Below are 22,928 nucleotides of genomic sequence, written 5' to 3' on the forward strand. Positions count from 1 at the left end.
ATGCCGGATTTCTCCCTGATGCCTGTTGCTGCAGCTCGACGTTGCCGTCTTTTGCGTCGCCGTTGCGGGCAACGCGGGCGGCTCCCGCCCGGTAGAGCGGAAGCCGGTCGGGCCAGCGCTGCCGCCGGCCCGCAAACCTGTTGGAACGTTTTGTCCGGACGTTCACCGCGCCGGGATGACGGGCGGCTTCAATCGTCAGAGGGTTCGGAGATCGGGGCGGTTCGCATCAAGCATCAAGCATCGAGCGAAACCGACCTCGGGCGGCAAACCGGTCGCAGCGCGTGCCGCGCCCCGCCGCCCTTAGGCATCAACGATGGACGTTCGCGCCGACCAGCGCGCCGCCGGCCGCGCCCGCCACGGTGCCGATCGGGCCGCCCGTGATCAGGTAGCCCAGTGCGCCGCCTGCTGCCGCGCCGATGCCGGCGTTGCGCTGGGTGCGCGTCACGGCGCAGGCGCCGAGGCTGGAGACGACGAGGGCGATGACAGTTGCGCGGATCAGGAAGTGCGTGGTTTTCATTTTCGTGTTCATGTTGGTATTCCCCTTGGAGTTCATGCGGCTTCGAACCGGGTGACTTATCTTAAAAAGGCCGCTCACCGCCCGACAACGCGTTTTACCTCCCGTTACGACTGAAACAGAAGGCCATGCCCGCCGCCACACGCGCCTCGCTCCGCGCCCGCGTCAGGTAGAATCGACGGTTTCGGGCGGCGCACCCGGCGCGCGCCCCACTTCTTCCAGTTCCCGCATGAGCACCGAACGTAACGACGCCCCCGCGGCATCCAATTTCATTCGCAACACCATCGACGACGACAATCGCTCGGGCAAATGGGGCGGCCGCGTCGAAACGCGCTTCCCGCCGGAGCCGAACGGCTATCTGCACATCGGCCATGCGAAGAGCATCGTCCTGAACTTCGGCGTCGCGCGCGACTACGGCGGCGTGTGCCACCTGCGCTTCGACGACACGAACCCGGAAAAGGAAAGCGTCGAGTACGTGAACTCGATCATCGACGCGGTGCAATGGCTCGGCTTCGACTGGCAGAAGGACGGCAAGGATCATCAGTATTTCGCGAGCGACTACTACGATCAGCTCTACCAGTTCGCCGAGCTGCTGATCGAGCGCGGCCGCGCCTATGTCGACAGCCAGAGCGCCGAGGACATGCGCGCGAACCGCGGTTCGGCCACCGAGCCGGGCACGGATTCGCCGTTCCGCAGCCGCTCGCCCGAGGAAAACCTCGACCTGTTCCGTCGCATGAAGGCCGGCGAATTCCCCGAGGGCGCGCATGTGCTGCGCGCCAAGATCGACATGGCCTCGCCGAACTTCAACATGCGCGACCCGGTCATCTACCGGATCCGCTACGCGCATCACTACCGCACGGGCGACGCGTGGTGCATCTACCCGATGTACGACTACACGCACTGCATCTCGGACGCGCTCGAAGGCATCACGCATTCGCTGTGCACGCTCGAATTCGAGGATCACCGCCCGCTGTACGACTGGGTGCTCAACGAGCTGGCCGACGCCGGCCGCTTCACGCGCCCGCTGCCGCAACAGATCGAATTCTCGCGACTGAACCTGACCTACGCGATCACCAGCAAGCGCAAGCTGCTGCAACTGGTCAACGAGAACCACGTCGATAGCTGGGACGACCCGCGCATGCCGACCATCGTCGGCATCCGCCGCCGCGGCTTCACGCCGGAAAGCCTGCACCTGTTCTGCGACCGGATCGGCGTGACCAAGGTCGATTCGTGGATCGACATGGGCGTGCTCGAGGGCGCGCTGCGCGACGATCTCGACGAGAAGGTGCCGCGCACGGTGGCCGTGCTCGACCCGCTCAAGCTCGTGATCGACAACTACCCCGAAGGCCGGAGCGAGGATTGCACGGCGCCCGTGCATCCGCATCATCCGGAGCGCGGCCAGCGCACGTTCCCGATCTCGCGCGAGCTGTGGATCGAGCGCGAGGATTTCCAGGAAGTGCCGCCGAAGGGCTATTTCCGCCTGTTCCCCGGCAACAAGGTGCGCCTGCGCTACGGCTTCGTGATCGAGTGCACGGGCTTCGACAAGGACGAGCAAGGCAACGTCACAGCGGTGCACTGCAACTACTTCCCGGACAGCAAGTCGGGCACCGAAGGCGCGAACACCTACAAGGTCAAGGGCAACATCCATTGGATCAGCGCCGCGCACGCGGTGCCGGCCGAGGTGCGGATCTACGACCGCCTGTTCCGCGAGGCGCATCCCGATGCGGGCGGGCGCAACTATCTGGAAGCGCTGAACCCCGATTCGAAGAAGATCGTCAACGCCTACCTGGAACCGGGCGACGCGGGCGCCGAGAACGCGGCCCCCGAAGCGCGCTACCAGTTCGAACGTCACGGCTACTTCGTCGCCGACCGCTACGACACCCAGCCGGGCAAGCCGGTGTTCAACCGGATCGTGCCGCTGCGCGATAGCTGGGGCACCGCGAAGTAAGTGCGGCGCTCGCGTCGATGAAAAAACCGGCCTTGGCCGGTTTTTTTGAGGTCATCACGTATGGCAACACTTGCCCGTAGGGTGTTCAAGGCCGTTCTGTTCTGCGGCCTGTTCCGTCTTTTGCTGCCATACGTCCATCCCTACCCAGTGGAGTGGAACGAGAGCCAGTCGCGCGCATGGTTGCACACCGCTAACCGGTTAGGCATCCGAGACCCCGATGATTTATTTTTTTGGGTCACGGTTGCGATGAACCTCGTCGCAACTACGCTCGCCTATATCGCGGTCGTGAAGCTATGGCGGCGATATCGGATTTGACGCGCGCATTCTAGCGTCGATTACCGCTCGTTTTGCCGCTTGAAGAAGTCGGTATCGCTTCCTTCAGCAGCTCAGCTCGGCAACCGCCGATGCAGCGCCGTCAGCGACAGCGTGCTCGCGAACACCTTGGCGAGGCTGCGGCTCGCGTACTCGGCCACCTGCGCCACCTCGACCCAGCGGAATGCGTCCATCTCGGGAATCGAGGCCCCCGTCGCGCGGCTAGGAAACATGGAAGTGCAGAGGCAGCCCGACAGATCGGTTTCGGCATCGCGCAGGCGCGCGGCGAACAGATAGAGATCCTTGTCGGTGCGATAGGCGAAGTGCCCGAGTTCGATCAGGCGATCGGGCGCGAGCACGATGCCGGTTTCCTCGAACAGCTCGCGCAGCGCGGCGTCGCGCTCGGCTTCGCCCGGATCGCGCGCGCCCTTCGGAATGTCCCAATGCGTGGTTTCGGTTGCGTGCGCAAGCAACACGCGGCCCGCCGGATCGAGCAACACGACGCCGCACGACAGCGTGCGCGCCGCCTGTCGCGGCCGCCCCGCCGCCGGTTTCAGGTTCGCAAGGGGTGCCCCCATCGTCGGTTCTCCTCGGCATTCGGATGAGCGGGACGAGGCGCGCATGCGCCTCGCCGGCGAGCATACCATGCCGATTTTCGACGATCGGAGCCGACCCGCCGCGGCGGTTTCAGCGCGCGGCGAGCTTGTCCTTGCCCGCGCCGCCGGCCTGATAGCCATCGGTCAGCGTGTTCAGGAACGCGATCACGTCCTGGATCTCGGCCTCGTCGAGCGCCGGTTTCTCGCCCTTCTTGCGGTCGAACGGCGGCTCGGTGTTGATGTTGGCCCAGTAGCGCTTCGGCAGATCGTCGAACTTCTGCACCACGCCGTGACGCACCGGATAGAACTTCTCCGGGTTCGTGTCGCGCTGCACGTAGAAGCGCATCACCTCTTCGAGCGAGTGATAGATGCCGTTGTGGAAGAACGCCTTCTTCAGCGCCACATTGCGCAGCGTGGGCGTGCGGAAGATCCCGCAGTATTCGTCCTCGCCCTTCAGGTCCTGGCGCTCCGGCCCGCATGCGCCGAGATCGTAGAACTTCGGATCCTGGTTGACCGCCAGCGCGCGATTGCGCGGCACGCCGATCGCGATCAAACCGAAATCGCTGAACTGCGGCGGCTGGCCGTCGAGCGAGCGCTGGCTGATGTGGCAGCTCGCGCAATTGCCCTTGCGCTCGTCGTTGAACAGCGCCAGGCCGCGCATCTCGGCCTCGGTCAGCGTGGCCTTGTGATCGAGGAACGCGTCGTACTTGCTGCTGTACGGCGTGAACACCTCCGGCGTCTGCTCGTAGGTGCCGAGCGCCTGCAACACCGCCTCGAAGGTGGCCTTGTCGTCGCCGAGCACCTTGTCGCCGAACGTCGCGCGGAAATCGGCCAGATACGGCGCCGCGCGCACCGCCTTCGCCACCTTCTCGGGCGTGCTGTTCATCTCGAAGCGGGTCAGCAGCGGAATGCGCGCCTGCTGCTCGCCGCGATCGACGCGGCCGTCCCAGGTCAGGCCGCCGGTCGGGCCGGCGTCCACGCTCTCGTCGCCTTCTTCGTCCGAATCGTGGAAGTGCCGGGTGAACGGCGGCACCTTCTGCAGGTACATCAGCGTGGGCACCGCGCGGAAGCCCTGCTGATGCAGATCGTCGCCGCCCAGTTGCACCGACAGCGCGTTAGGCGAACCGAAAGCATGCTCGGCGCTGTGGCACGACGCGCACGCCAGCTTGCCCGAACCCGACAACGACGGATCGAAAAACATCTGCTTACCGAGCACTGTCATCTTCTTGACGGCCGCATAAACCTGCGCGCGCGTCTGCGGCTGGTTCGCCACCACGATCTCGTCGCTCGCGGCCCGCGGCGCGGCGGCTTGCGCAGCCGACGCAACCGAGGCAGCAGCGCCCGAGGCGGCGGGCGCATTGCCCGCCGAGCCCGGCGCGTGCTGGTCGCAGCCGCTCAACAGCCCCGCGACCAGCATCGACGCAATGACGGCCGCGCGGGCAACCAACGGGTGACGAAGCGGCCGGGGCCGGGCGAGGTCTCGTGACAGGCTGCGCATGACATTCCGAAAGACAAGAAAGGAAGGCGCGAGCGTATGTCAGTCAAATGTCAATCACGTGACTTTGAATCGACAGGCAAACGAAAGCTTTACTACATTTAGCCGTCAAACATTACTTACATAATTCGGTCGGCCGGCTGTCATTCGTCATACGAGGATTCCGCCGGCTCCTACGGTACATGTGCGACAGAGAGACAACGAATGAAGAAAACCTTGATCCGCGTTACGCCCATCGCGCTTGCAGCGGCCGCCTTCCTGGCAGGCTGCGGCAGCGACGATGACAACACCACGCAGACCACCACCCCGCCGGCTGCCCAGACGCTCGCGTCGGTGCAGAACGTCGTGGTGATCTACGCGGAAAACCGCAGCTTCGACAACCTCTACGGCGCCTTCCCGGGCGCGAACGGCACGGCCAACATCAAGGCCGCCGACGCCGTTCAGCTCGACCGCGACGGCACCCCGCTCGCCACGTTGCCGAGGATCTGGGGCGGCCTGACCGCCGCCGGCGCGGCTGTGCCGGTGACCGAAGCCATGACGGCCAACCTGCCGAACGCGCCGTTCGCGATCGACGACACGGCCGGCTTCAACACGGGGCTGAACGTCACGACGCGCGACCTGTATCACCGGTTCTATGAGAACCAGATGCAGATCAACGGCGGCAAGAACAACATGTTCGCGGCCTGGGCGGATTCGGGCGGCCTCGTGATGGGCCACTACAACACCGACGCATCGAAGCTGCCGCTGTGGAAGATCGCCCAGCAATACACGCTGGCCGACAACTTCTTCATGGGCGCGTTCGGCGGCTCGTTCCTGAACCACCAATACCTGATCTGCGCCTGCGCGCCGGTCTACCCGAACGCCAACAACAGCGTGGCCTCCAAGTCGATCTCGACGGTGAACGCCGACGGCGTGTCGCTGACGGTCGATCCGGCCACCTCGCCGGCCTCGGCACTGACGGGCGTCCCGAAGTTCCTGAACTCGGGCAACCTGACGCCGGACTTCTACGCGGTCAACACGATGCAGCCGCCGTATCAGCCGAGCGGCAACAAGGCCCCGGCGACCGACGCCACGCTGACGCTGGCCGATCCGACCGTCGCCACCACCCTGCCGCCGCAGACGGAAACCACGATCGGCGACCTGCTGAGCACGGCCAACGTGTCGTGGGCCTGGTACGGCGGCGCGTTCGGCGCGGCGCTGAGCAACGCGCAAGGCACCACGCCGGCTGCCGCGGCCGACGGCACGACGATCGCGAAGGCGAACTTCCAGTACCACCACCAGCCGTTCAACTACTACAAGGACCTGGCGCCGGGTACCGCGGCACGCGCGGCGCACGTGCTCGACGGCGGCATCAACGGCTCCGAGTTCATCAAGGCGATCGACGCGGGCAAGCTGCCGCAAGTGTCGTTCTACAAGCCGCAGGGCAACCTGAACGAACACGCGGGCTACACCGACGTGGCCTCGGGCGACCAGCACATCGCCGACGTGATCGCCCACCTGCAGAAGAGCCCGCAGTGGAACAACATGGTCGTGATCGTGACGTACGACGAAAACGGCGGCTTCTGGGATCACGCCGCGCCGCCGAAGGGCGACCGTTGGGGCCCGGGCACGCGGATTCCGGCACTGATCGTGTCGCCGTTCGCGAAGAAGGGTTTCGTCGACCACACGCAATACGACACGGCCTCGATCCTGCGCTTCATCACGCGCCGCTACAGCCTGCCGAAGCTGCATGGCCTGACGGTGCGCGACAACGCGCTGGCCGCCAACGGCGCGGCGGCGATGGGCGACCTGACCGCCGCCCTGACGCTGTCGACCAACTAAGCATCGGCACTCGCAGCGCCTGACCCGTGTTGCGCGGGTCGCGCATGACGGGGCGGCTTCGGCCGCCCCTTTTCATTCGGGCCATTCATGCCTGGCGCACAAACGTCAGGATCACTGAAAAACCGCCCCGCTCCGGCAACGCGAACGTGACCTGGCCGCCGTGTGCGTCCATCACCTCCTTGACGATCGCGAGGCCCAGGCCCGAGCCGTCGCGACGCTGCGCGCCGCTGCCGTCGAGCCGCACGAACGGGCGCAGCACGGCATCCCAGTGCTCGCGCGCGATGCCCGCGCCGTTGTCGGTGACGGTCAGCATCACGCGCTCGCGCGTGCCGTCGAGGCTCACGTCGATCTGGCTCGCGTCGCCGTGATGCAGCGCGTTGTGCAGCACGTTCGACAGCGCTTCCTGCAGGCTGATCGCGTCGCCCTGGATGGTCGCATCGCTCAGGCGCGCGTCGAGCGACACCTGCACGTCGCGCTCGTCGGCCAGCGGGATCGTGCGGCCCAACACCTCGCGGGCCAGCGCGGCCAGATCCACCGGCTGCAACGGCACGACCTCGGTGCGGTGGATCACCATTGCGTGGTTCAGCAACTGCCCGGTCAGGCGGCCGACGTCCGAGCAGGTCGCGCGCAGCGTGTCGAGACGCGCGCGCTGCCGCGCGGCGTCGGTTTCGTTGCTCAACATTTCGATCTGCGCGTCGAGCCGCGCGAGCGGCGTGCGCATCTGGTGCGCCGCGTCGGCGATGAAGCGCTGCATGGTGGCGACGCGCTCCCCGAGCCGGCGCATCAGGCCGTTGATCGCGCCGATGATGGCCGCGATCTCGCTCGGCGTATCGATCACCACCGGCCGCAAATCGGCCGGATCGCGCGCGGCGATGATCGATTCGATCTGCGCGAGCGGCAGCAGGCCGCGCCGGATCGCCAGCGCGCTCGCGCCGATCGCCAGCGCCGTCATCAGGCCGATCAGCGTCCACACCTTGAGGCTCATGTCGTTGGTCAACTGCTCGCGCGCGTGGGTGGTTTGCGCGATCGTCACCAGCGCCCAGCCCGGCGTGCGTTCCTCGGGCATGTAGCGCGCGATGGTGGCGATCCGCACCGCCTGCCGCTCGTAGTTGCGCGAGGCGAACTGCGTGCCGCGCTGCGCCGCCGCCACGTTCGCCGCATCGGGCAGCGTGTTGTAGCCGGCCACCACCACGCCGCGCGAATCGACCACCTTGTAATAGACCAGGTCGTAACGCGACAGCGACGACAGCGCCGCCACCGGCGGATTCAGCGCCAGCACGCCGCCCTGCACGTAGAGGTTCTCGGCCACCTGGATCGCCGCACCCGACAGCAATTGATCGTAGGCGCGCTCCGCCGCGACGCCCGCGTAATAGCGCGCCGCCAGCGCGAGCGCGGCCGCGCCCGACAGCACCACGCACGCGATGAACAGCAGCGTGCGGCCGAACAGCGTTTTCGGAAACCAGTCAGCGCGTCGCAATCTGATAGCCCATCCCGCGTGCCGTGCGAATCTCGACGTCGCTGCCCTGCAGCTTCCTGCGCACGCGCGTCACGTATTGCTCGACCGCATTCGCCGACGGCTCGCGGCCGAAGCTGAACAACTGGTTCAGCAGCTCGTCCTTCGAAAACACGCGCTGCGGACGGCTTGCGAGAATTTCGAGCAGCGCGAACTCCTGGCGCGACAGCGGCAACGGCTGACCGTCGAGTTCGGCCAGGCGGCTGCTGCGATCGATCGCCAGGCCGCCGAAGCGCAGCACGTCGCTGGCGTGGCCGCTGTTGCGGCGCAGGAGCGCCTGCACGCGGGCGTCCAGCTCGCGATAGTCGAACGGCTTGACGAGATAGTCGTCGGCGCCCAGGCCCAGGCCGCTGACGCGATCGTCGATCGCCGAACGCGCCGTGACCAGCAGCACCGGCGTGGTGCTGCCCGAGGCGCGCAGGCGGCGCAGGATCGCGAAGCCGTCCATCGACGGCAGCATCACGTCGAGCACGACCAGATCGAACGCCTCGACGCCGAGCAGGCTGCTGGCCGCCGCGCCGTCGCGTTCGAGATCGACCGCGTGGCCGAGCCGCGTCAGGCGGCTGCCGATCGCTTCGCCGATTTCCGCGTCGTCCTCGACGACCAGAATGCGCATGGTGAGTCCTGCCGATAAGGTGGATTACGGGTATTCCCGGGGGACGGATCTCAGCATTTTCTCAGGTTCGCCCGCTAACCTCCATGCCAGTTCGTCAAGAGGCCGCCACGGCCGTTTCGGAGGAGACCGCACGATGCCCACGCCGTCGTCCGGCCGGCGCGCGCTGCTCGCCGCCGGCCTTGCCGCCGCTGCCGCGCCGCTCGCGCGCCAGGCGCGGGCGTTTTCGCTGTCGCGCGGCCGAACCGTCAGGATTTCGAAGGGTTATGGCGTGTTGTACCTGCCGCTGCTCGTGATGGAACGGCAGCGCCTGTTCGAGGCGCATGCCGTGCGACGCGGGCTCGATCAGGTCAAGGCCGAATGGGTGCTGCTCGACGGCGGCAATTCCGTGAACGACGCGATGATGGCCGGCACGCTCGATTTCGCCGGCGCCGGCGCGCCCGGCTTCATCGAGCTGTGGGCGCGGGCGCGCGGCATTCCGAACGTCGAGGTGATCGGCATCGCGGGGCTGTCCGCTACCTCGCTGTCGCTGAACACCAATCAGGCGCGCATTCGCGGGCTGGCCGATTTCACGCCCGCCGACCGGATCGCCGTGCCCGGCATCCATACGTCGCTGGCCGCCGTGGTGTTGCAGATGATCGCCGCGCGACAGTTCGGACTGCCGCATTTCGCCAAGCTCGACCCGATCACCGTGAACCTGCCGCATCCGCAGGCCATGGACGCGCTGATTCGGCGCGACGGCGGCGTGACCGCGCATTTCGGCTCGCCGCCGTTCTCCATTCTCGAACTGCGCCAGCCCGGCATTCATCGCGTGACCGATGCCGTGCAGGCGCTCGGCCCGCTGACGCTCGACGTGGTGTTCGCGCCCAAGAGCGTGATCGACGCCGAGCCGGGGCTGGCCGCCGCGTTCATCGGCGCGCTCGACGAGGCCAACCGCTTCATCGCCGCGCATCCGCGCGAGGCCGCCGCGATCTACGTGTCGTCGTCGGGCCTGCGGGTGTCCGCCGACGACATCGTCGCGATGCTCGGCATGCCCGAAACCCGCTACGCCGTGGTGCCCGACCGGCTCATGGAGTTCGTCGATTTCCTGCATGGCGTCGGCACCATCAAGACCCGGCCGCGAACCTGGAACGAGATGTTCACGGCCCAGCTCGATGCGTATCTGACGCGTTGAGCCCAGCGATTCGCACTGCGATTCATTTCAGCAACACGCTTCAAACAGGAGCCCAGCGTGACCCTTGCCTCCCCTTCCCTCGCTGCCGCCGGTGACGAGCAGCGCGTCATGTCGAAGATCGCGTGGCGCTTGATGCCGATCCTCGTCGTGATGTTCCTGATCTCGTTCATCGATCGTCAGAACGTCGGCTTCGCCAAGTTGCAGATGGCGCACAGCCTCAATATTTCCGAATCCGCGTTCGGCCTGGCGTCCTCGTTGTTCTTTATCGGCTACCTGCTGTTCGAGGTGCCTAGCACGCTCGCGCTGCACAAGTTCGGCGCGCGCGTCTGGCTCGCGCGGATCATGCTGACCTGGGGCTTGATCACCGTCGCGATGGGCTTCACCACCTCGATGCCGATCTTCAGCGGGCTGCGCTTCGTGCTCGGGATCGCCGAGGCCGGCTTCTATCCCGGCGTGATCTATTACCTGACGCTGTGGTTTCCGCAGAGCTACCGCGCGCGCGTGCTCGGCATCTTCACGCTCGGCAGCGCACTGGCCAACATGCTCGGCTCGCTGGTGGGCGGCTGGTTGTTGAGCCTGAGCGGCATCGGCGGGCTGGAGGGCTGGCAGTGGGTGTTCATCGCCACCGGGATTCCCGCCGTCGTGGTGGGCATTCTGGTGTTCTGGCTGCTGCCCACGTCGTACCGCGAGGCGCGCTTCCTGTCCGAGCAGGAAAAGCAGCTCGTGGCCACCGCGCTCGAACGCGAGGCGCCGCCGCATGCCGAGCATTCGCAGCCGTGGAAGGCGTTCCTCGACCCGCGCGTGATGCTGTTCGCCGCCACGTACATGATGATGTCCACGTCGCTGTATGGCGTGACCTACTGGCTGCCGACCATCGTCAAGTCGTTCGGGGTGTCCAGCACAACGAACGGTTTGTTGAGCATGCTGCCTTGGGCGCTGGCCGTGGTGTTGCTGATCTGGCTGCCGCCGAAGCTCAAGCGCGCGAAGAGCCTGCTGCGCACCATCGGCATCGTGGCCGCGCTCGGCGCGGTGGGTTTCGTGTTGAGCCTCGTGCTGCCGACCACGCCGCTGCGCTTTATCGCGCTCGTGCTCGGTGGCGCGTGCATTCCGCTGATCTACCCGTGCTTCTGGTCGATGCCGCCGCGCTATTTCACCGGCGCGCGGGCCGCGGCCAGCGTGGCGGCGATCAACTCGATCGGGAATCTTGGCGGGTTCTTCAGCCAGAATTTGATGCCGCTGGCCGGGAAGCTGACCGGGTCCGCGTTCGGGCCGATGATCGTGCCGATCGTTTGCTTGACGGTGTTGGGTGTGGGGGCGTTTGTGGGATGGGCGCGGACCGAGCGAGCTGGTGGGGCTGTGCGGGCTTGATGGTTTGAGGTCGCTTTTCTTCGAGCGTGGGTTCGATGGCGCGCCGGGGGTTCGTTCGGATGACTGAAGGTGATGCGGGCCGGTTGCATGGGGACATGCGCCGGCCCGTTTTGCGTCAGGCTTGGCGGTTTGCTTCGCCTGCCGCGACTGTCGCAACCGCAAGCAGCGATTGCAGGCCGCGCCAGCCCCAATAGACACGATGCGCGACGATCAGGCCGTCTTCGATGTCCATGAATTCGACGAGGTCGGTTTGTTGACCAGTGGGCGTGACGCGTGGGTACTCCCAGACGAGCTGGCGGCCGTTCGAGAAGAAATCGCCAGTGCGGTACCAATCGGTGAAGGTGTTCGCGAGTTGGGTGAAACCGGTGGCGAAGAAGTTGCGGATGGCGGGTTTGCCGGTGAGGGTGCCCTGTGTGGATGTGATCGCCAGAACCGATGGGGATTCGAAGTGCGCGTGGTCGGCGTAGAGGGAGATCAGGGCTTCAAGGTCGCGGGAGGTGATCGCGGCGTGCCATTGGGTGTGGATGTGGCGGATTTGGGCTTCGTTAGGTGCGGGTGTTGAGGTGGGCATGGTGGTGAGGGCGTGGGGATGCACGCTTGCGGTGGGGGTGAAGCGGAGATTAGGGGATGGGTGGGGGTGGATGTTTCAGGATGGGGTGAAGGGTTGGGGGTTTCGAGACTTTTCGATGCTAGGGAATCGGAGGCAAATCTGGACCTGTCCGCATTTTTGTGGGCGAGGCGGTTAGAAACCGCGCCTGTCCGTAATTTCTGGGCCTATCCTCGATTTCGTGGACGGGGCATATTCCTGTCCCAAGGAAGACATATGCCTCGCAAACCGAAAGCCAAACCGGCCGAGTTGCTGGAACAATTCTGTAATCGTCCGATGACAGCCGAAGCCATCAACGCCAGCACGCTGGCACGCTGGCACTCAAGAAAGCCTTGGTCGGGGTTATCGGAATGCATCTTGCGGATTCGAGCAGCAATTTTCCGAAGTGATCAACATGACATCAAGACAAAACTAATTTTCTCGAGATACTGCTCAATCTCATGAATAAGCAGATGCATCGGCAAGCCCTCCGGCAAATACAAATTGGACCAAAATATGGCTCAAAATTCACCGCTCCCCAAGCGTCAACCCGTTTAGGCTCACCAATAGATCTGATAACGAATCAGCTGACCGCTCTAAAAATTCCATATTCATCACCCCCATTCCCACCTCAAACACCTCCGCAACCGAATTAATAAGAATTGCCTGGCCGCCGCCATCATCACCAATCATGAAATACCCAGGAAGATATATCTGAACCTCATATTTTATATTTCTCTCGGATAAAACCCCTATCTCATGCAAAGCCAAACAGCCGCTTGAATTTAATCCATTTGAAATTAGAAGAAAATCAACATATTCCCTAGAAAGGAAAAGTCCAATCCTTTCTTCAACAACATGAATTTGATTAAGCGTCGCCGGAGTTCTCAGCTCGAAGCGTTGACTCAGATTTTCTTTATTTATCATAAAAATCTCAAAATCAATAAAATATATTATCCTCAAAAGCGAGCCACATAACAGAGATTATTTCCTGGACAAATCATCGCCCCCCCCAAACCCTATATACCGCCCCCGCCATCTCTTCATCTACCAGCGACAGCATTCCAATTTCATCGCCATGACAGAACATTGCAACGGCCCCATGTGCCGATTAATATATAGGAAATGAGAAGGGTCGCTTGCATCGCCTTATATTTCCGGACATCACTATCACACGACAGTCACGAACCGATGTATTTATTCCGCAAATCTAGAAGGTCAAAATTTTTAAATAATTCTACATGAAGAATCGGCTCAGCCATTTTTCCACCAACCCAAATTACGCACTAAGCACACCAAACACTAAAATCATTCATTTCACACAAATCAATATACGGCCTTGATCCGATTCTTCCTGAGAATGCCACACCTTCAGGCGCCAAGGCTATAACAGAATTTTCCCCGAAATAGCCAACCAAACACTCACACACCTCATCTAAAATTGGTTCTGCGCCCCTAAATCTTTCACGAAGTCTCGCTTCATCCATAAGATTTCTCGAACTTACATCCATGCACATGGCATATTATCGTATACATCAAGGACAGCTTTCTAGGCCTTTGCCATTGCCTTAATTCAAATCAAAGAAGTCGTCTCGCCGCGCATAGTACTCAAGGTATTGAATCACGTCATCCACAGAGGTAGTTGACTTTTTCTTATACGTCAAATCGACAGCATCTTCGAAATGCTCTCGCATGCAGCCTTGCTCAAGCTCCAACGCAATTACAGATCAATTCATTCATACATCCTCGCGGCGATCAATATATCGGCAAGAACCCTCCAATTCATGGATTCAAGCTTAACGCTTTTAGAAATTCCCATGTTCTCATAGCAACCATCCATGTCCTCGACCCTCGAAGCCATTCCGTCCAAGTAAGCCCCAATAGAGTCATTTTCAATTCCCCCCTCCCTTTATCAATCTAGAAAGTTCCTCCACGAAATCAATAAAATCCTCTCGACTTTTAATTTCGGAAACGTTCATTCTATCAATACTCATCTTATTCAACGATCATTGACTGACCGCCCCCATCTTCAAACGCATTGATTTCCCACCACTTTTGTCGCTCCCCCCCCACATCTGAACATTTACTGTATCTTACGAAGCTATTTGATGTGGCACACATTTTCCAGCGAATTTTAATGCAGCAAGCCTCCGATGGTCGAGAGTCCGGAATTTGATCAACCGTCCCACCGAGCCATATCGATAATCCGTCGCACCCTTATGGCCGCCTTCGATTTGCGCCAATTGTCCGGCCGTATCATAGCGAAAACGCCGCGTATTCACCGCTTCTTCTGCTTTGTCGCGGCGCACTGCTTGGCGCTCAATGCACCCGGCCGAATTGAAAATTCGTAATTTTTCCGATCCGGCTCGCCAGCGTCTGTTTGACTTTGCGATACAGATCGTCGCGTTCAAGCTGAACGTGATCCACACTATCGACGAGTAGTTCGTGAACATGTCGTGACCTCGCGTACAGCAAGGGCCGCTTTCGCGGCCCTTATTATTGACTTCTTAATTCAAATCTAAGAAATCATCGCGCTGCGCATAATGATTAAGGCATCGAACCACCTCATCTACAGAGGCTGTTGGTTTTTGCTTGTACGCTAAATCGACAACATCTTGGAAATGCTCTCGCATGTAGCCTTGCTCAAGCCCCAATGCAGTTACCGATTGAGGCAAGACCTCATTATCATCGCCATCGAAATCAGGCACATCACCGACGTAGACCTCCGTATCCGGCTGCAATTCGTTAACATTCTGGCGAACGTAAATCATATAAACCGCATCTCGGTCCTTTTTCTCTTTGACCAAACCGATCAGCTTTTCAAGCGTATAAAACGCATTCACAAAAAAATTACTCATAGTGGGCATCCCGTAGCAGCATCCAATTTTCCTTTCCGACCAAGAATCCCTCCTCCCCATTTATCTCGTCCGCCCGTGCCGTCCGGGTGATAAATACCGTGGTTGTCGCCATGATCACTTCGATCGACTAAATTCAATCTACCAACATCATCGTTGTGGTGCCAAGTCATTCCCGGCGGACTGCTTCCAAGATCCTTTGAATTCTTCGACCACTCAAGCAACTCTGGATTACGCGAAAGAATATCCTTCCTGAAAGCTGCATCTGTATTCATTCGGCTAATCAGCGCCTTATTAGCCATACGAAACTGAACACCATCACTAGCAAAAAGCTTGTCTTCTGGCAAGTCGAAATCGTTAAATGAATGAAATTTCCCTTTACAGCCTTGTCTTTTACGAAGCCCTAATGGATCGACCCATTGCACAGGATTCAGCACGTATTGGTAGACGTTGACGTCACCTGCTATGCCGATAGGATCTCGACTAATGAACCTACTAATCCCTGGAGAGTAATACCGATACCGGTTGTAATGAAGCCCCGTCTCATCATCAACCTGCTGCCCCTGAAACCGCAGCGAGTTCGTAACCAAACCCACCCCAGCCGCCCCAGAAGCCCGCTCAATCACCTCCCGAGCCTCACCCCAAGCCTTATACGCCGCCTCCCAAACCACCTCCCCCGCCTCATCCGTCATCATCAACGGCGTGCCGATCTGATCACAGTGATAGAACATCACCCGCGCTTCGCTCTGCGCCACCGGCACACGCTGAAGCGGATCCTCCTCCGGCACATACCGCGCATCGGCATGAACCACCGGCGTCTCGATCCCCTCCACCGGCTCCGACACATACTGCACCATCGGCACAAACGTCGCCGCCTCATACACATAGTGCGTGCTGCGCGAATCATTCGACTCATACGCCAGCGTATCGCCATCCCAGCCGAACACCGTCCGCGAACCGTTCACCTCCTTCCCGATCCGCCGTCCGAGTGCGTCATAGAAATAGCGCGACGCACTTCGCCGCGACGTTTCCTCGACATCCGCCGCCCGCATCCGGTTGAACGCATCCCACTCGAACCGCTGCACGCCGGCCGGTGAACGCTTCTGAACCAGATTCCCTTGCGCGTCGTAATCGAAGTGCGTGCCCGCATAGTCCTTGAGCAGATTCCCCAGCACCTTCGGCACCGACGCCGGCAACGTACTCTCATGCCGGCCCAGATACTCGCCCCGCGTCCGCGCCGTTTCCGGCGCCCCCGGATCAACAATATTGCTCGCCGGATCAAACGCAAACCGCTCACGAAGCCCCGGCCCGATCGATTCGATCAACCGCCCAACCGGGTCATATCGATAATCCGTCGCGCCCTTGCGGCTGTCCTCGATCTGCGTCAGTTGCCCGGCCGCGTCGTAGCGATAACGCCGCGTACTCAACGCCCCCGGTGCCTTGTCGCGTTGCACGGTCTGACGCTCGATGCGCCCGGCCGGATCGAAGACCGTCGTTTGTCCGATCCGGCTCGCCAGCGTCCGTTTCACTTCGCGATGCAGATCATCGCGTTCGAGCTGAACGCGATCCACACCATCGACAAGCAGCCCGTGCACATGCCCGGAGCCATACATCATCCAGTCGATCGTGTGCCCGTCAGGCCGTACGGTCTGCTTACGGTTGCCCAGTTCGTCATACCCGTGATGCCACACGTAGCTGCGCTTCACGCCAAATACATCGTAGGCGTGGTGCTCCCGTACAAGATTCCCGACCGGATCGAAAAAGCGCTGCACCCGGCTATACCGATTGCTCGCCTCGATCAAACGACCGGTCGCGTCATAAGCAAAGGATTCCGATTCATCGCCGCACGCGCGCTTCGCAAAGCGCCCGCCACGATCATGTTCAACCTGCGTAACACGGCCCGCTTCGTCGATCGAGGCCAGATCGCCGCTCGCCTCGTCGTAAACGTATTGCGTCGACTTCCCGTCGAACTCGATCTCTTCCAGCAAGCGCCCGACCGGGTCGTACCCGAACGTATACGAAGCCTCGTTCGCATCCGTGAGGCGCACCAATCGCCCGAGCCGATCGTAGCCATAACTGAGTCGCTGGCCGAGCGCATCCACCCGCGACGCCACGCGCCCGCCCACGTCGTAGGAATACCGCGTGGCCCGCTGCATCGGATCGATCGTCTGCAGCAAGCGCCCTTCGGAGTCGTATTGAATCCGCTCGACGCCAGCCGGCGAACGCACTTCATCGAGTTGCCCGTTCGCCGCATATTGAAACGTCGTGGCGGCGCCGGACGCATCCGTCGCTTCCGCCAGCCGTCCGGCCGCATCGTAAGCCCACTTCGTGGTCTTTCCCGAGCAATCACGATACGACAGGAGCCGCCCGCCCGCGTCATAGCTCAAGGTTTTCGCGCCGCCCTTCGCGTCGATCACGGTCGTCGGCAAACCCTGCTCGTTGTACTTGTACTTCGTCTCGTACCCGAGCGGGTCCTTCGCGACGACGACATTCCCCGCTTCGTCGTACTCCTGCTCCCACGCATGTCCGTGCGGATCGATCGTCTTGACGACCTGATCCTTCGCGTCGTATTCCATGCGGATGACGGAACCATCGGCACGTTGATGGCGAACCAGATTGCTGCGCGCGTCGTAATCGAAGAACTCTTTGCCGCCGTCGCGATGCGTGTATTGAACGAGCTTGTCGTTCGCATTCCGATACATCCACTCTTCGGCGCCGTCCGGATGAATGACACGGAACGTGTAGCCCTTGCGGTCGAAGTAGTGCCGCGTGACGTTTCCGAGCGCATCGGTCACGGCCACCATGCGGAAATTCGGGTGCCAGGCGAGCGTGACTTCATCGCTGCCGTCATCGCGATATTCGCGGAAGCAACGCGCCTTCGCGTGCGTGCCATCCCATTCGAGATTCACGCCGCGACCGGTGCGGTCGGTGTAGCGCGTCACCAGATGGTGCCGATACCGATACTCGCGGCGGTTGCCATAGCGATCGAGAGCCGCGATCAAATCGCCTTCCTGGTCGTACTCGTAGGCGGCCAACCGGCCGACACGCTCGCCCTCGGCATCATGCTCGAAGATCTCCGCAATCCGCCCGAGCGAATCGAACCTGAACGCGACCTGACGATGCGGCACGATCAAACGGTGCAACTGTCCCAGGGCGTCGTAATCGAACGTCAACTGATTGCCGGCGCGGTCCTTGATGAAGGAAAGACGATACCGGTCGCCGTCCCGCTCGTACGCTTCCAGTTCGTCGTGCCCGCGCGTCACGGTGAGCCAGCGTTCATCGACACGCAGCAGCGTCAAACCCTCCGCCTGATCGTCGTGCGCGGTACCGATATCGAGCAACGGGTAATCGAGGCTGCGCCCCTCCGCATCGTGGTACACCAGCTTCGTTGCGTGCACATCGATACGCGTCGTGTAGGGCGTGGTCCAGCGCGGCCCCAGTTCGCCGCGCTCGTCGTTGGCGTCGAAGAACGAGCGATAAGTGCGCACCCAGGCAATCGGGATCGGCCCGTCGATGATGAAATCGTCGTGATCGATGCGCTCGTCGCCGAGCGCGAAGCCGATCGAGTTCCCCGAAGCGGCCGCTGGCGTTTTCACGGGCGTGGACAGATTGCAGCAACTGACGCCCGGATGTTCCGCCGGCCCCGTCTTGTTCTGCTTTTCGACCGCCCCCTCCCCGCGCCGCGCCTCGACCTTGGTCGAGCCCTGCGATTTCACGGCCGAAGTCTGCGTCTTCGAATGGCGCGCGCGCCAGCTCACAACGCCTGCCAATCCCGCCTCGATCAGCCAGCCGATCTTGCCGATGTCGTTGCCGTCGAGCGACTTCACGGCCTTCTGCATGGCGGGGATCTTCTGGCGCAGCCCGTTCGCGACCGCCATCAGGTGCTCGCTCGCGTGCGGATCCACCATCTTCACCGCAGACGTGGCGAGATTGATCTCGCCCTTCGCGACGATCTTGACGCCGTTCACCAGCAGCGACCCGATATTGCCCAACACGGCGCCCGGCTGATACACCACGTTGTGCAGCGCCTGCTTCCCTTCCCGCTTCAGATTGTTGACGTTGTTCTGGCTGCTGTAGTTCTCGCCGGCCGCGTGCGCGAACAGGTCGGCGAGACCATTCATCAGCGTGGTCATGTACTCGGCGGCCTTGTTCAGCACGAAGGTCAGATCCTTGCGCACTTCGTTCAGGAAGGTCTCGATCTCGCCCGCGTAGCGCGCCTGCAGGCCGTCCGCGATCACGGCGATCACGCTGTCCCGCATCATGTTCAGCGCGGCCTCGCCCGCGGCCTTGCCGTTCTTGACCAGTTCCTCGCGCATCAGCGCCATCAGCGGCCGTGCGCCCATCCGCACCTGCGCGGTGCCGGGCGGCAGCGGAATGATGCCGATCAGGTCGAGGCCGAGGTTCAACCAGTCGAACATGTCGATCGGCTTGTCGCCGTGGTTGATCATCGCGCGAATGTCGTTGATCAGATCGACGGCGGCGAAGATGTTGGCGAGCACCGGAACGTTGCGCGCCACCATCTCGACACGAGCGAGCGTGACCACTCCGCCGCTCAGATCGCCGAGCCACTTGTCCAGATCCTTGAGGTTCGCCGCGACGTCCTCGGGATGGAATTTGATGAGCGGCGACACGAAAACATCGGTCGGCAGCGGTTGGATAACGGCCGGAGCGGTCATGATCGAATGGTTCTATGAATATTTTTATCGGAATGCGAAATATCGAAACGGGTCATGCGACCTGCGTCACACCATTTTCAACGCGGCGGCAGCGCCCTTCGCACTTTGTGCGAGGCCGCCAAGCTGCTGCGCGGTGTTTTTCAGCGCACTGGCCTGCGCCAGCGCGCCCTGCGCTCCCGACGGCAGGACACTGCCCAGGGCCTGCTGCGCCATGCCCATTCCCTTCGAAGCGATCGCGCCCGTGAGCGCGGACGTTCCCCCCGAAGCAACGGAACCGGCCATGCCGGCCAACCCGGCGACATTGCCGAGCGCGCCGCTGCTGCCCCCCATCGCACCGAGCCCCTTCGACGCAAGCGAACCGGCTGCACCGAGCATGCCGCCCACCCCACCGGACGACGCCGAGCCCACCGCACCGGCCACGCTGCTCGCCGTCTTGGCGACCGACGCCAACGACGCCAACGAAGGCAACGCCCCCGCCGAAGGCAGCAAGGACCCGAGCTGCGATTGCGCGGCCGGCCCCGCATCGGCGCTCGCCGTATCGGCGGCCGACGGCCAGGTGGGCGGCGCGAACTCGCTGGCCTTGTCGCTCTGCACGCGCGGGTCCTTGCCGAACGCCACCTGCACCACGCCGGGCGGCAAGCCGCTCACCACGGCCTTGCCGCTCGCGTCGAGCGCGCCCTGGCGCAACACGCCGCCGTTCGCGTCGAGCACCGAGAACAGCCCGCCCTTCACGGCCTCGCCGTTCGCATACTGATGCAGCAATTCCAGTTGCCCCGGCTGATCGGGCCGCGCGGACGGCAGCGGATAACCCATGCTGGCCGGCCCCGCGAACGTATGCGACGCGCCCTTCACGTCGACGGTGCCCGGCGCGTGGATCTCGATGTTGCCGCCCGACAGGCGGATATAGCCGCCGCCGCTGGTCAGCAAGATGCCCTGGTCGGCCGCCAACTGCACGGAATCGGTGGCGGACAGCAGCTTGACCGTCTTCTGCGCGGTCACCTCGACGTTGTCGTCCTGCGCCTGGATCTCGACCTTGCCCTTCGCGGCGAACAGCTTCATGCCGGCGCCCTGCACGAACAGGCTCAGTTTCTGGCCGATGCTCGCGATCAGCGACTTGCCGGCGACGACGTGGGTGCTCTGCCCGCTGACAAGATTGATGTGCTGCGCGGCGGCCAGATGCACGGATTGCTGCGTCGAGATGCCGATGCCGGCCGGGCTGCCGAACACCATGACGGGTTGCTGGAACACGTTGGCGCTGCCGGTGCCGCCGCCGGCCGTGTTGCCGCCCGAGGCGGCCGCGCCGCTGCGGCTGCTCTGCGTCGCGTCGGTCAACTCGCGCAACGCGTCGTGCGCATCCTGCAGGCTTTCGGCCTGATGCTGGACGCTGACGGACGACAGCGATTCGACCAGGCTTTCCGCGCCCACCAGTTGCTGCTGGGTTTCGCGCACGTCGAGCGGCTGGCTGTTCGCGGCCTTCGGATGCGTGGTGACGTACAGCCCCTGCGTCGCACGCACGGCGCCGTAATCGTCGGTACGCAGATCGAAGCCGCTGCCGAGATAGGCGCCGCGCGAATTGCCGCTCTGGTCGATCAGGTAGCCGAGGTGCAGCAAACTGTTCGCACTGCTGCTCATCAGTTGCAGGCGGTTCTGGCCGGTGGCGTCGTCGAGCACCATCTGGTTGTAGCCGCTGCCGGCATACTCCTTCGAGCGGTGGCCCGACAGGATGCCGTTGCTGTGCCATTGCGGCGTGGCCTGGCCGTTATAGACGCGCGCCACGGCGATCGGCCGGTCGCAATCGCCGCCGATATGGTCGATCAGCACTTCCTCGCCCACTCGCGGCATATGCACGCCGCCGTAGCCGCCGCCGGTATCGGATTGCACCACGCGCACCCACGTCGACGCGCCCTGGTCGCCGGGGTTCACGCGGTCCCACACAAAACGCACCCGGATGCGGTTCAGCTCGTCGGTATACACCTCCTCGCCGTCCGGGCCGACCACGATCGCCGTCTCCAGATGCATCTCGGGCTTGCGATGATCGACGGGGCTGCGATACGGCACGTTGGTGCGCTGCGCCTCGACCGCAACGCGATAGAACCCCACCGAGCCATCGTCGTGTGCGACCTGCGCGGCCGCGTCCTCGGCACGCGCCTCGGCCAGCGCGGCTTCGAGGCTGTGCGGAAAGTGCGGCGCGCCGGTCACCGGCAGGTTGTTCTCGATCCACCACGCCACCTCGATCGCGGCGAATTCGCGCTGCGCGGCGGGGTCGCCGTCATGCACCGGGTGATCGGCCAGCGTGAAGCGGCGGCCGGCATCGAGCGCACGCACGCCGCCCGCGCCGTGAAAGCGCTTGGCCTGCGACTCCCATTCCTCCATGCGGACCTGCGAGAGCTTGTCGCCGTGCGACTGGTCGCCGAACGTATAGCCGCCGGTGTACTCGTACACGTCGAGCTGATCGGGCAGCGCGCCCTGGTTGCCCATGGTCGGCGTCTGCGTGCCTTTCGGGTTCGCCGGCACCGACGGGTTCTTGTAGTCGAACGTGCGCGTGGTCAGCGTGACGCTCTGCAGCGTGCGCGTGCCGGACCACTGCGTCAGCGCGTCGGTTTCGGCGCCGGTCGCCATGCGCGCGAAGTTGACCGTACCCGGCGATAGTTCGGGCAACGATGCAATCGCATCGGTCACGACCAGCGTATGCGATTTACCATCGCTGCCCTGCTCCCAATAACCGAACCAGCCTTCGCTCTCGAACAGCCGATGGACGAAATTCCAGTCGGTTTCGCTTTGACGCGTATAGGAACGATTCGCGGCCGGTTGCGACAGCGCGAAACGGAAATGCCCCTGCGCCTCGGGGTGTGCATTGAAAATATCGGTGACGATCGCATCGGCGCTCTTGTCGATCCAGATTTTCTGGTCGCGCCGAAAATGCAGCAGATGCAGCCACGCGCTGACGGTCAATTGATATGTGGTCAGGCCACCGTCGGCGCCGAGCCGGCGCGCGGTGAATACATGGCCCTGAATCGGCCGATAACTGGCATCGGCCTGTTGAATCCACAGCGTGACCGCTTGCGCGATCAGCGATTTCAGCGCGATGTCGTCGTCGGAGGAAACGACGTCGAGCGTAAAGGTGTAATCGCGCCCCACCGTCGAACGGCCGACGACGCGTTGCACGACCAGTTTATCGGCCCCGAGCGGGGTATCGAGTTTCACGAGCCGATCCTGCTGAATCACACCGGCCTGTATCGCCCCCGCGATATCCTGCACGTTCATGGTGGTTCGCCCTTGTTCTTATCCAGCGCTCTCGGAAAGCGTCTGATCAATCGATTGGCGATTGTAACCGGCGAGTTAGTCAATCGTGAACGCCATGCCGATGACAATCGAGATTTCACCTTCTTTCAACAAATCGATTATTCGATAACAGGCAATTCATGCCGAATCAAAATGATCGAGATATGAATCGAGT

18 protein-coding genes are annotated in these 22,928 nt (G+C 62.6%); 6 read left to right on the forward strand and 12 right to left on the reverse strand.

Going from position 1 to position 22,928, the window contains the following annotated elements:
* Window positions 1-307: 307 nt before the first annotated feature.
* Window positions 308-517: an ornithine acetyltransferase gene (locus tag ACYP33_RS20790; protein ID WP_414445570.1), complete on the reverse strand. Its 210-nt coding sequence runs from the start codon at window positions 515-517 to the stop codon at window positions 308-310.
* A gap of 226 nt (window positions 518-743) precedes the next feature.
* Here ACYP33_RS20790 and ACYP33_RS20795 point away from each other — a divergent pair, with 226 nt between their 5' ends.
* Together ACYP33_RS20795 and ACYP33_RS20800 are read left to right on the forward strand one after the other, a co-directional pair.
* Window positions 744-2,462 carry a glutamine--tRNA ligase/YqeY domain fusion protein gene (locus tag ACYP33_RS20795; protein WP_459623743.1) on the forward strand — a complete coding sequence of 573 codons (1,719 nt, stop codon included), beginning with the start codon at window positions 744-746 and terminating at the stop codon, window positions 2,460-2,462.
* A 60-nt stretch (window positions 2,463-2,522) separates the two neighbouring features.
* Window positions 2,523-2,777 (forward strand): hypothetical protein, encoded by a 255-nt coding sequence (locus ACYP33_RS20800; protein ID WP_459623744.1) that lies wholly within the window; start codon window positions 2,523-2,525, stop codon window positions 2,775-2,777.
* Between the two features lie 71 nt (window positions 2,778-2,848).
* On the opposite strand, the gene ACYP33_RS20805 is transcribed toward ACYP33_RS20800, so the two are convergent.
* Together ACYP33_RS20805 and ACYP33_RS20810 are read right to left on the reverse strand one after the other, a co-directional pair.
* Window positions 2,849-3,352, reverse strand: a complete 504-nt coding sequence (locus ACYP33_RS20805; RefSeq protein WP_459623745.1) for an NUDIX hydrolase — start codon at window positions 3,350-3,352, stop codon at window positions 2,849-2,851.
* A 109-nt stretch (window positions 3,353-3,461) separates the two neighbouring features.
* Window positions 3,462-4,868 carry a cytochrome-c peroxidase gene (locus tag ACYP33_RS20810; protein WP_414449625.1) on the reverse strand — a complete coding sequence of 469 codons (1,407 nt, stop codon included), beginning with the start codon at window positions 4,866-4,868 and terminating at the stop codon, window positions 3,462-3,464.
* A 201-nt stretch (window positions 4,869-5,069) separates the two neighbouring features.
* On the opposite strand from ACYP33_RS20810, the gene ACYP33_RS20815 reads away from it, so the two are divergent.
* The gene (locus tag ACYP33_RS20815; RefSeq protein ID WP_414444871.1) at window positions 5,070-6,686 is read left to right on the forward strand and encodes an acid phosphatase; all 1,617 of its coding nucleotides are present in this window, start codon (window positions 5,070-5,072) and stop codon (window positions 6,684-6,686) included.
* 85 nt (window positions 6,687-6,771) lie between these two features.
* Here ACYP33_RS20815 and ACYP33_RS20820 read toward each other — a convergent pair whose 3' ends face one another.
* Both ACYP33_RS20820 and ACYP33_RS20825 read right to left on the reverse strand, forming a co-directional pair.
* Window positions 6,772-8,163, reverse strand: coding sequence for a sensor histidine kinase (locus ACYP33_RS20820; RefSeq protein WP_459623746.1), 1,392 nt, complete (start codon window positions 8,161-8,163; stop codon window positions 6,772-6,774).
* The gene (locus ACYP33_RS20825; RefSeq protein WP_414449627.1) at window positions 8,150-8,815 is read right to left on the reverse strand and encodes a response regulator transcription factor; all 666 of its coding nucleotides are present in this window, start codon (window positions 8,813-8,815) and stop codon (window positions 8,150-8,152) included. The genes ACYP33_RS20820 and ACYP33_RS20825 overlap by 14 nt, the downstream gene beginning before the upstream one ends.
* Window positions 8,816-8,948: 133 nt before the next feature.
* Here ACYP33_RS20825 and ACYP33_RS20830 point away from each other — a divergent pair, with 133 nt between their 5' ends.
* Entirely contained in the window at window positions 8,949-9,986 is a 1,038-nt protein-coding gene (locus ACYP33_RS20830; protein WP_459623747.1) for an ABC transporter substrate-binding protein, read from the forward strand.
* A 108-nt stretch (window positions 9,987-10,094) separates the two neighbouring features.
* The gene (locus ACYP33_RS20835; protein ID WP_459623925.1) at window positions 10,095-11,354 is read left to right on the forward strand and encodes an MFS transporter; all 1,260 of its coding nucleotides are present in this window, start codon (window positions 10,095-10,097) and stop codon (window positions 11,352-11,354) included.
* A 115-nt stretch (window positions 11,355-11,469) separates the two neighbouring features.
* Here ACYP33_RS20835 and ACYP33_RS20840 read toward each other — a convergent pair whose 3' ends face one another.
* From ACYP33_RS20840 to ACYP33_RS20870, 7 genes are all read right to left on the reverse strand, one after another.
* On the reverse strand, window positions 11,470-11,925 hold the full coding sequence (locus ACYP33_RS20840) for a nuclear transport factor 2 family protein (protein WP_459623748.1): 456 nt from the start codon (window positions 11,923-11,925) through the stop codon (window positions 11,470-11,472).
* 543 nt (window positions 11,926-12,468) lie between these two features.
* Window positions 12,469-12,867 (reverse strand): SMI1/KNR4 family protein, encoded by a 399-nt coding sequence (locus ACYP33_RS20845; RefSeq protein ID WP_459623749.1) that lies wholly within the window; start codon window positions 12,865-12,867, stop codon window positions 12,469-12,471.
* 805 nt (window positions 12,868-13,672) lie between these two features.
* Window positions 13,673-13,837 carry a DUF7660 family protein gene (locus ACYP33_RS20850; RefSeq protein WP_459623926.1) on the reverse strand — a complete coding sequence of 55 codons (165 nt, stop codon included), beginning with the start codon at window positions 13,835-13,837 and terminating at the stop codon, window positions 13,673-13,675.
* Between the two features lie 196 nt (window positions 13,838-14,033).
* The gene (locus ACYP33_RS20855) at window positions 14,034-14,393 is read right to left on the reverse strand and encodes a hypothetical protein (RefSeq protein WP_459623750.1); all 360 of its coding nucleotides are present in this window, start codon (window positions 14,391-14,393) and stop codon (window positions 14,034-14,036) included.
* Window positions 14,394-14,447: 54 nt separating this feature from the next.
* A complete protein-coding gene (locus tag ACYP33_RS20860; protein WP_459623751.1) occupies window positions 14,448-14,798 on the reverse strand; it encodes a DUF7716 domain-containing protein in 351 nt (116 codons plus the stop codon).
* Complete coding sequence (locus ACYP33_RS20865; RefSeq protein ID WP_459623752.1) at window positions 14,795-19,471, reverse strand: RHS repeat-associated core domain-containing protein; 4,677 nt, start codon at window positions 19,469-19,471, stop codon at window positions 14,795-14,797. The genes ACYP33_RS20860 and ACYP33_RS20865 overlap by 4 nt, the downstream gene beginning before the upstream one ends.
* 66 nt (window positions 19,472-19,537) lie before the next feature.
* Entirely contained in the window at window positions 19,538-22,735 is a 3,198-nt protein-coding gene (locus tag ACYP33_RS20870; protein WP_459623753.1) for a type VI secretion system Vgr family protein, read from the reverse strand.
* On the opposite strand from ACYP33_RS20870, the gene ACYP33_RS20875 reads away from it, so the two are divergent.
* Window positions 22,631-22,921, forward strand: a complete 291-nt coding sequence (locus ACYP33_RS20875) for a hypothetical protein (protein ID WP_459623938.1) — start codon at window positions 22,631-22,633, stop codon at window positions 22,919-22,921. The genes ACYP33_RS20870 and ACYP33_RS20875 overlap by 105 nt on opposite strands.
* Window positions 22,922-22,928: the final 7 nt, after the last annotated feature.

Source organism: Burkholderia sp. 3C, assembly GCF_054589155.1.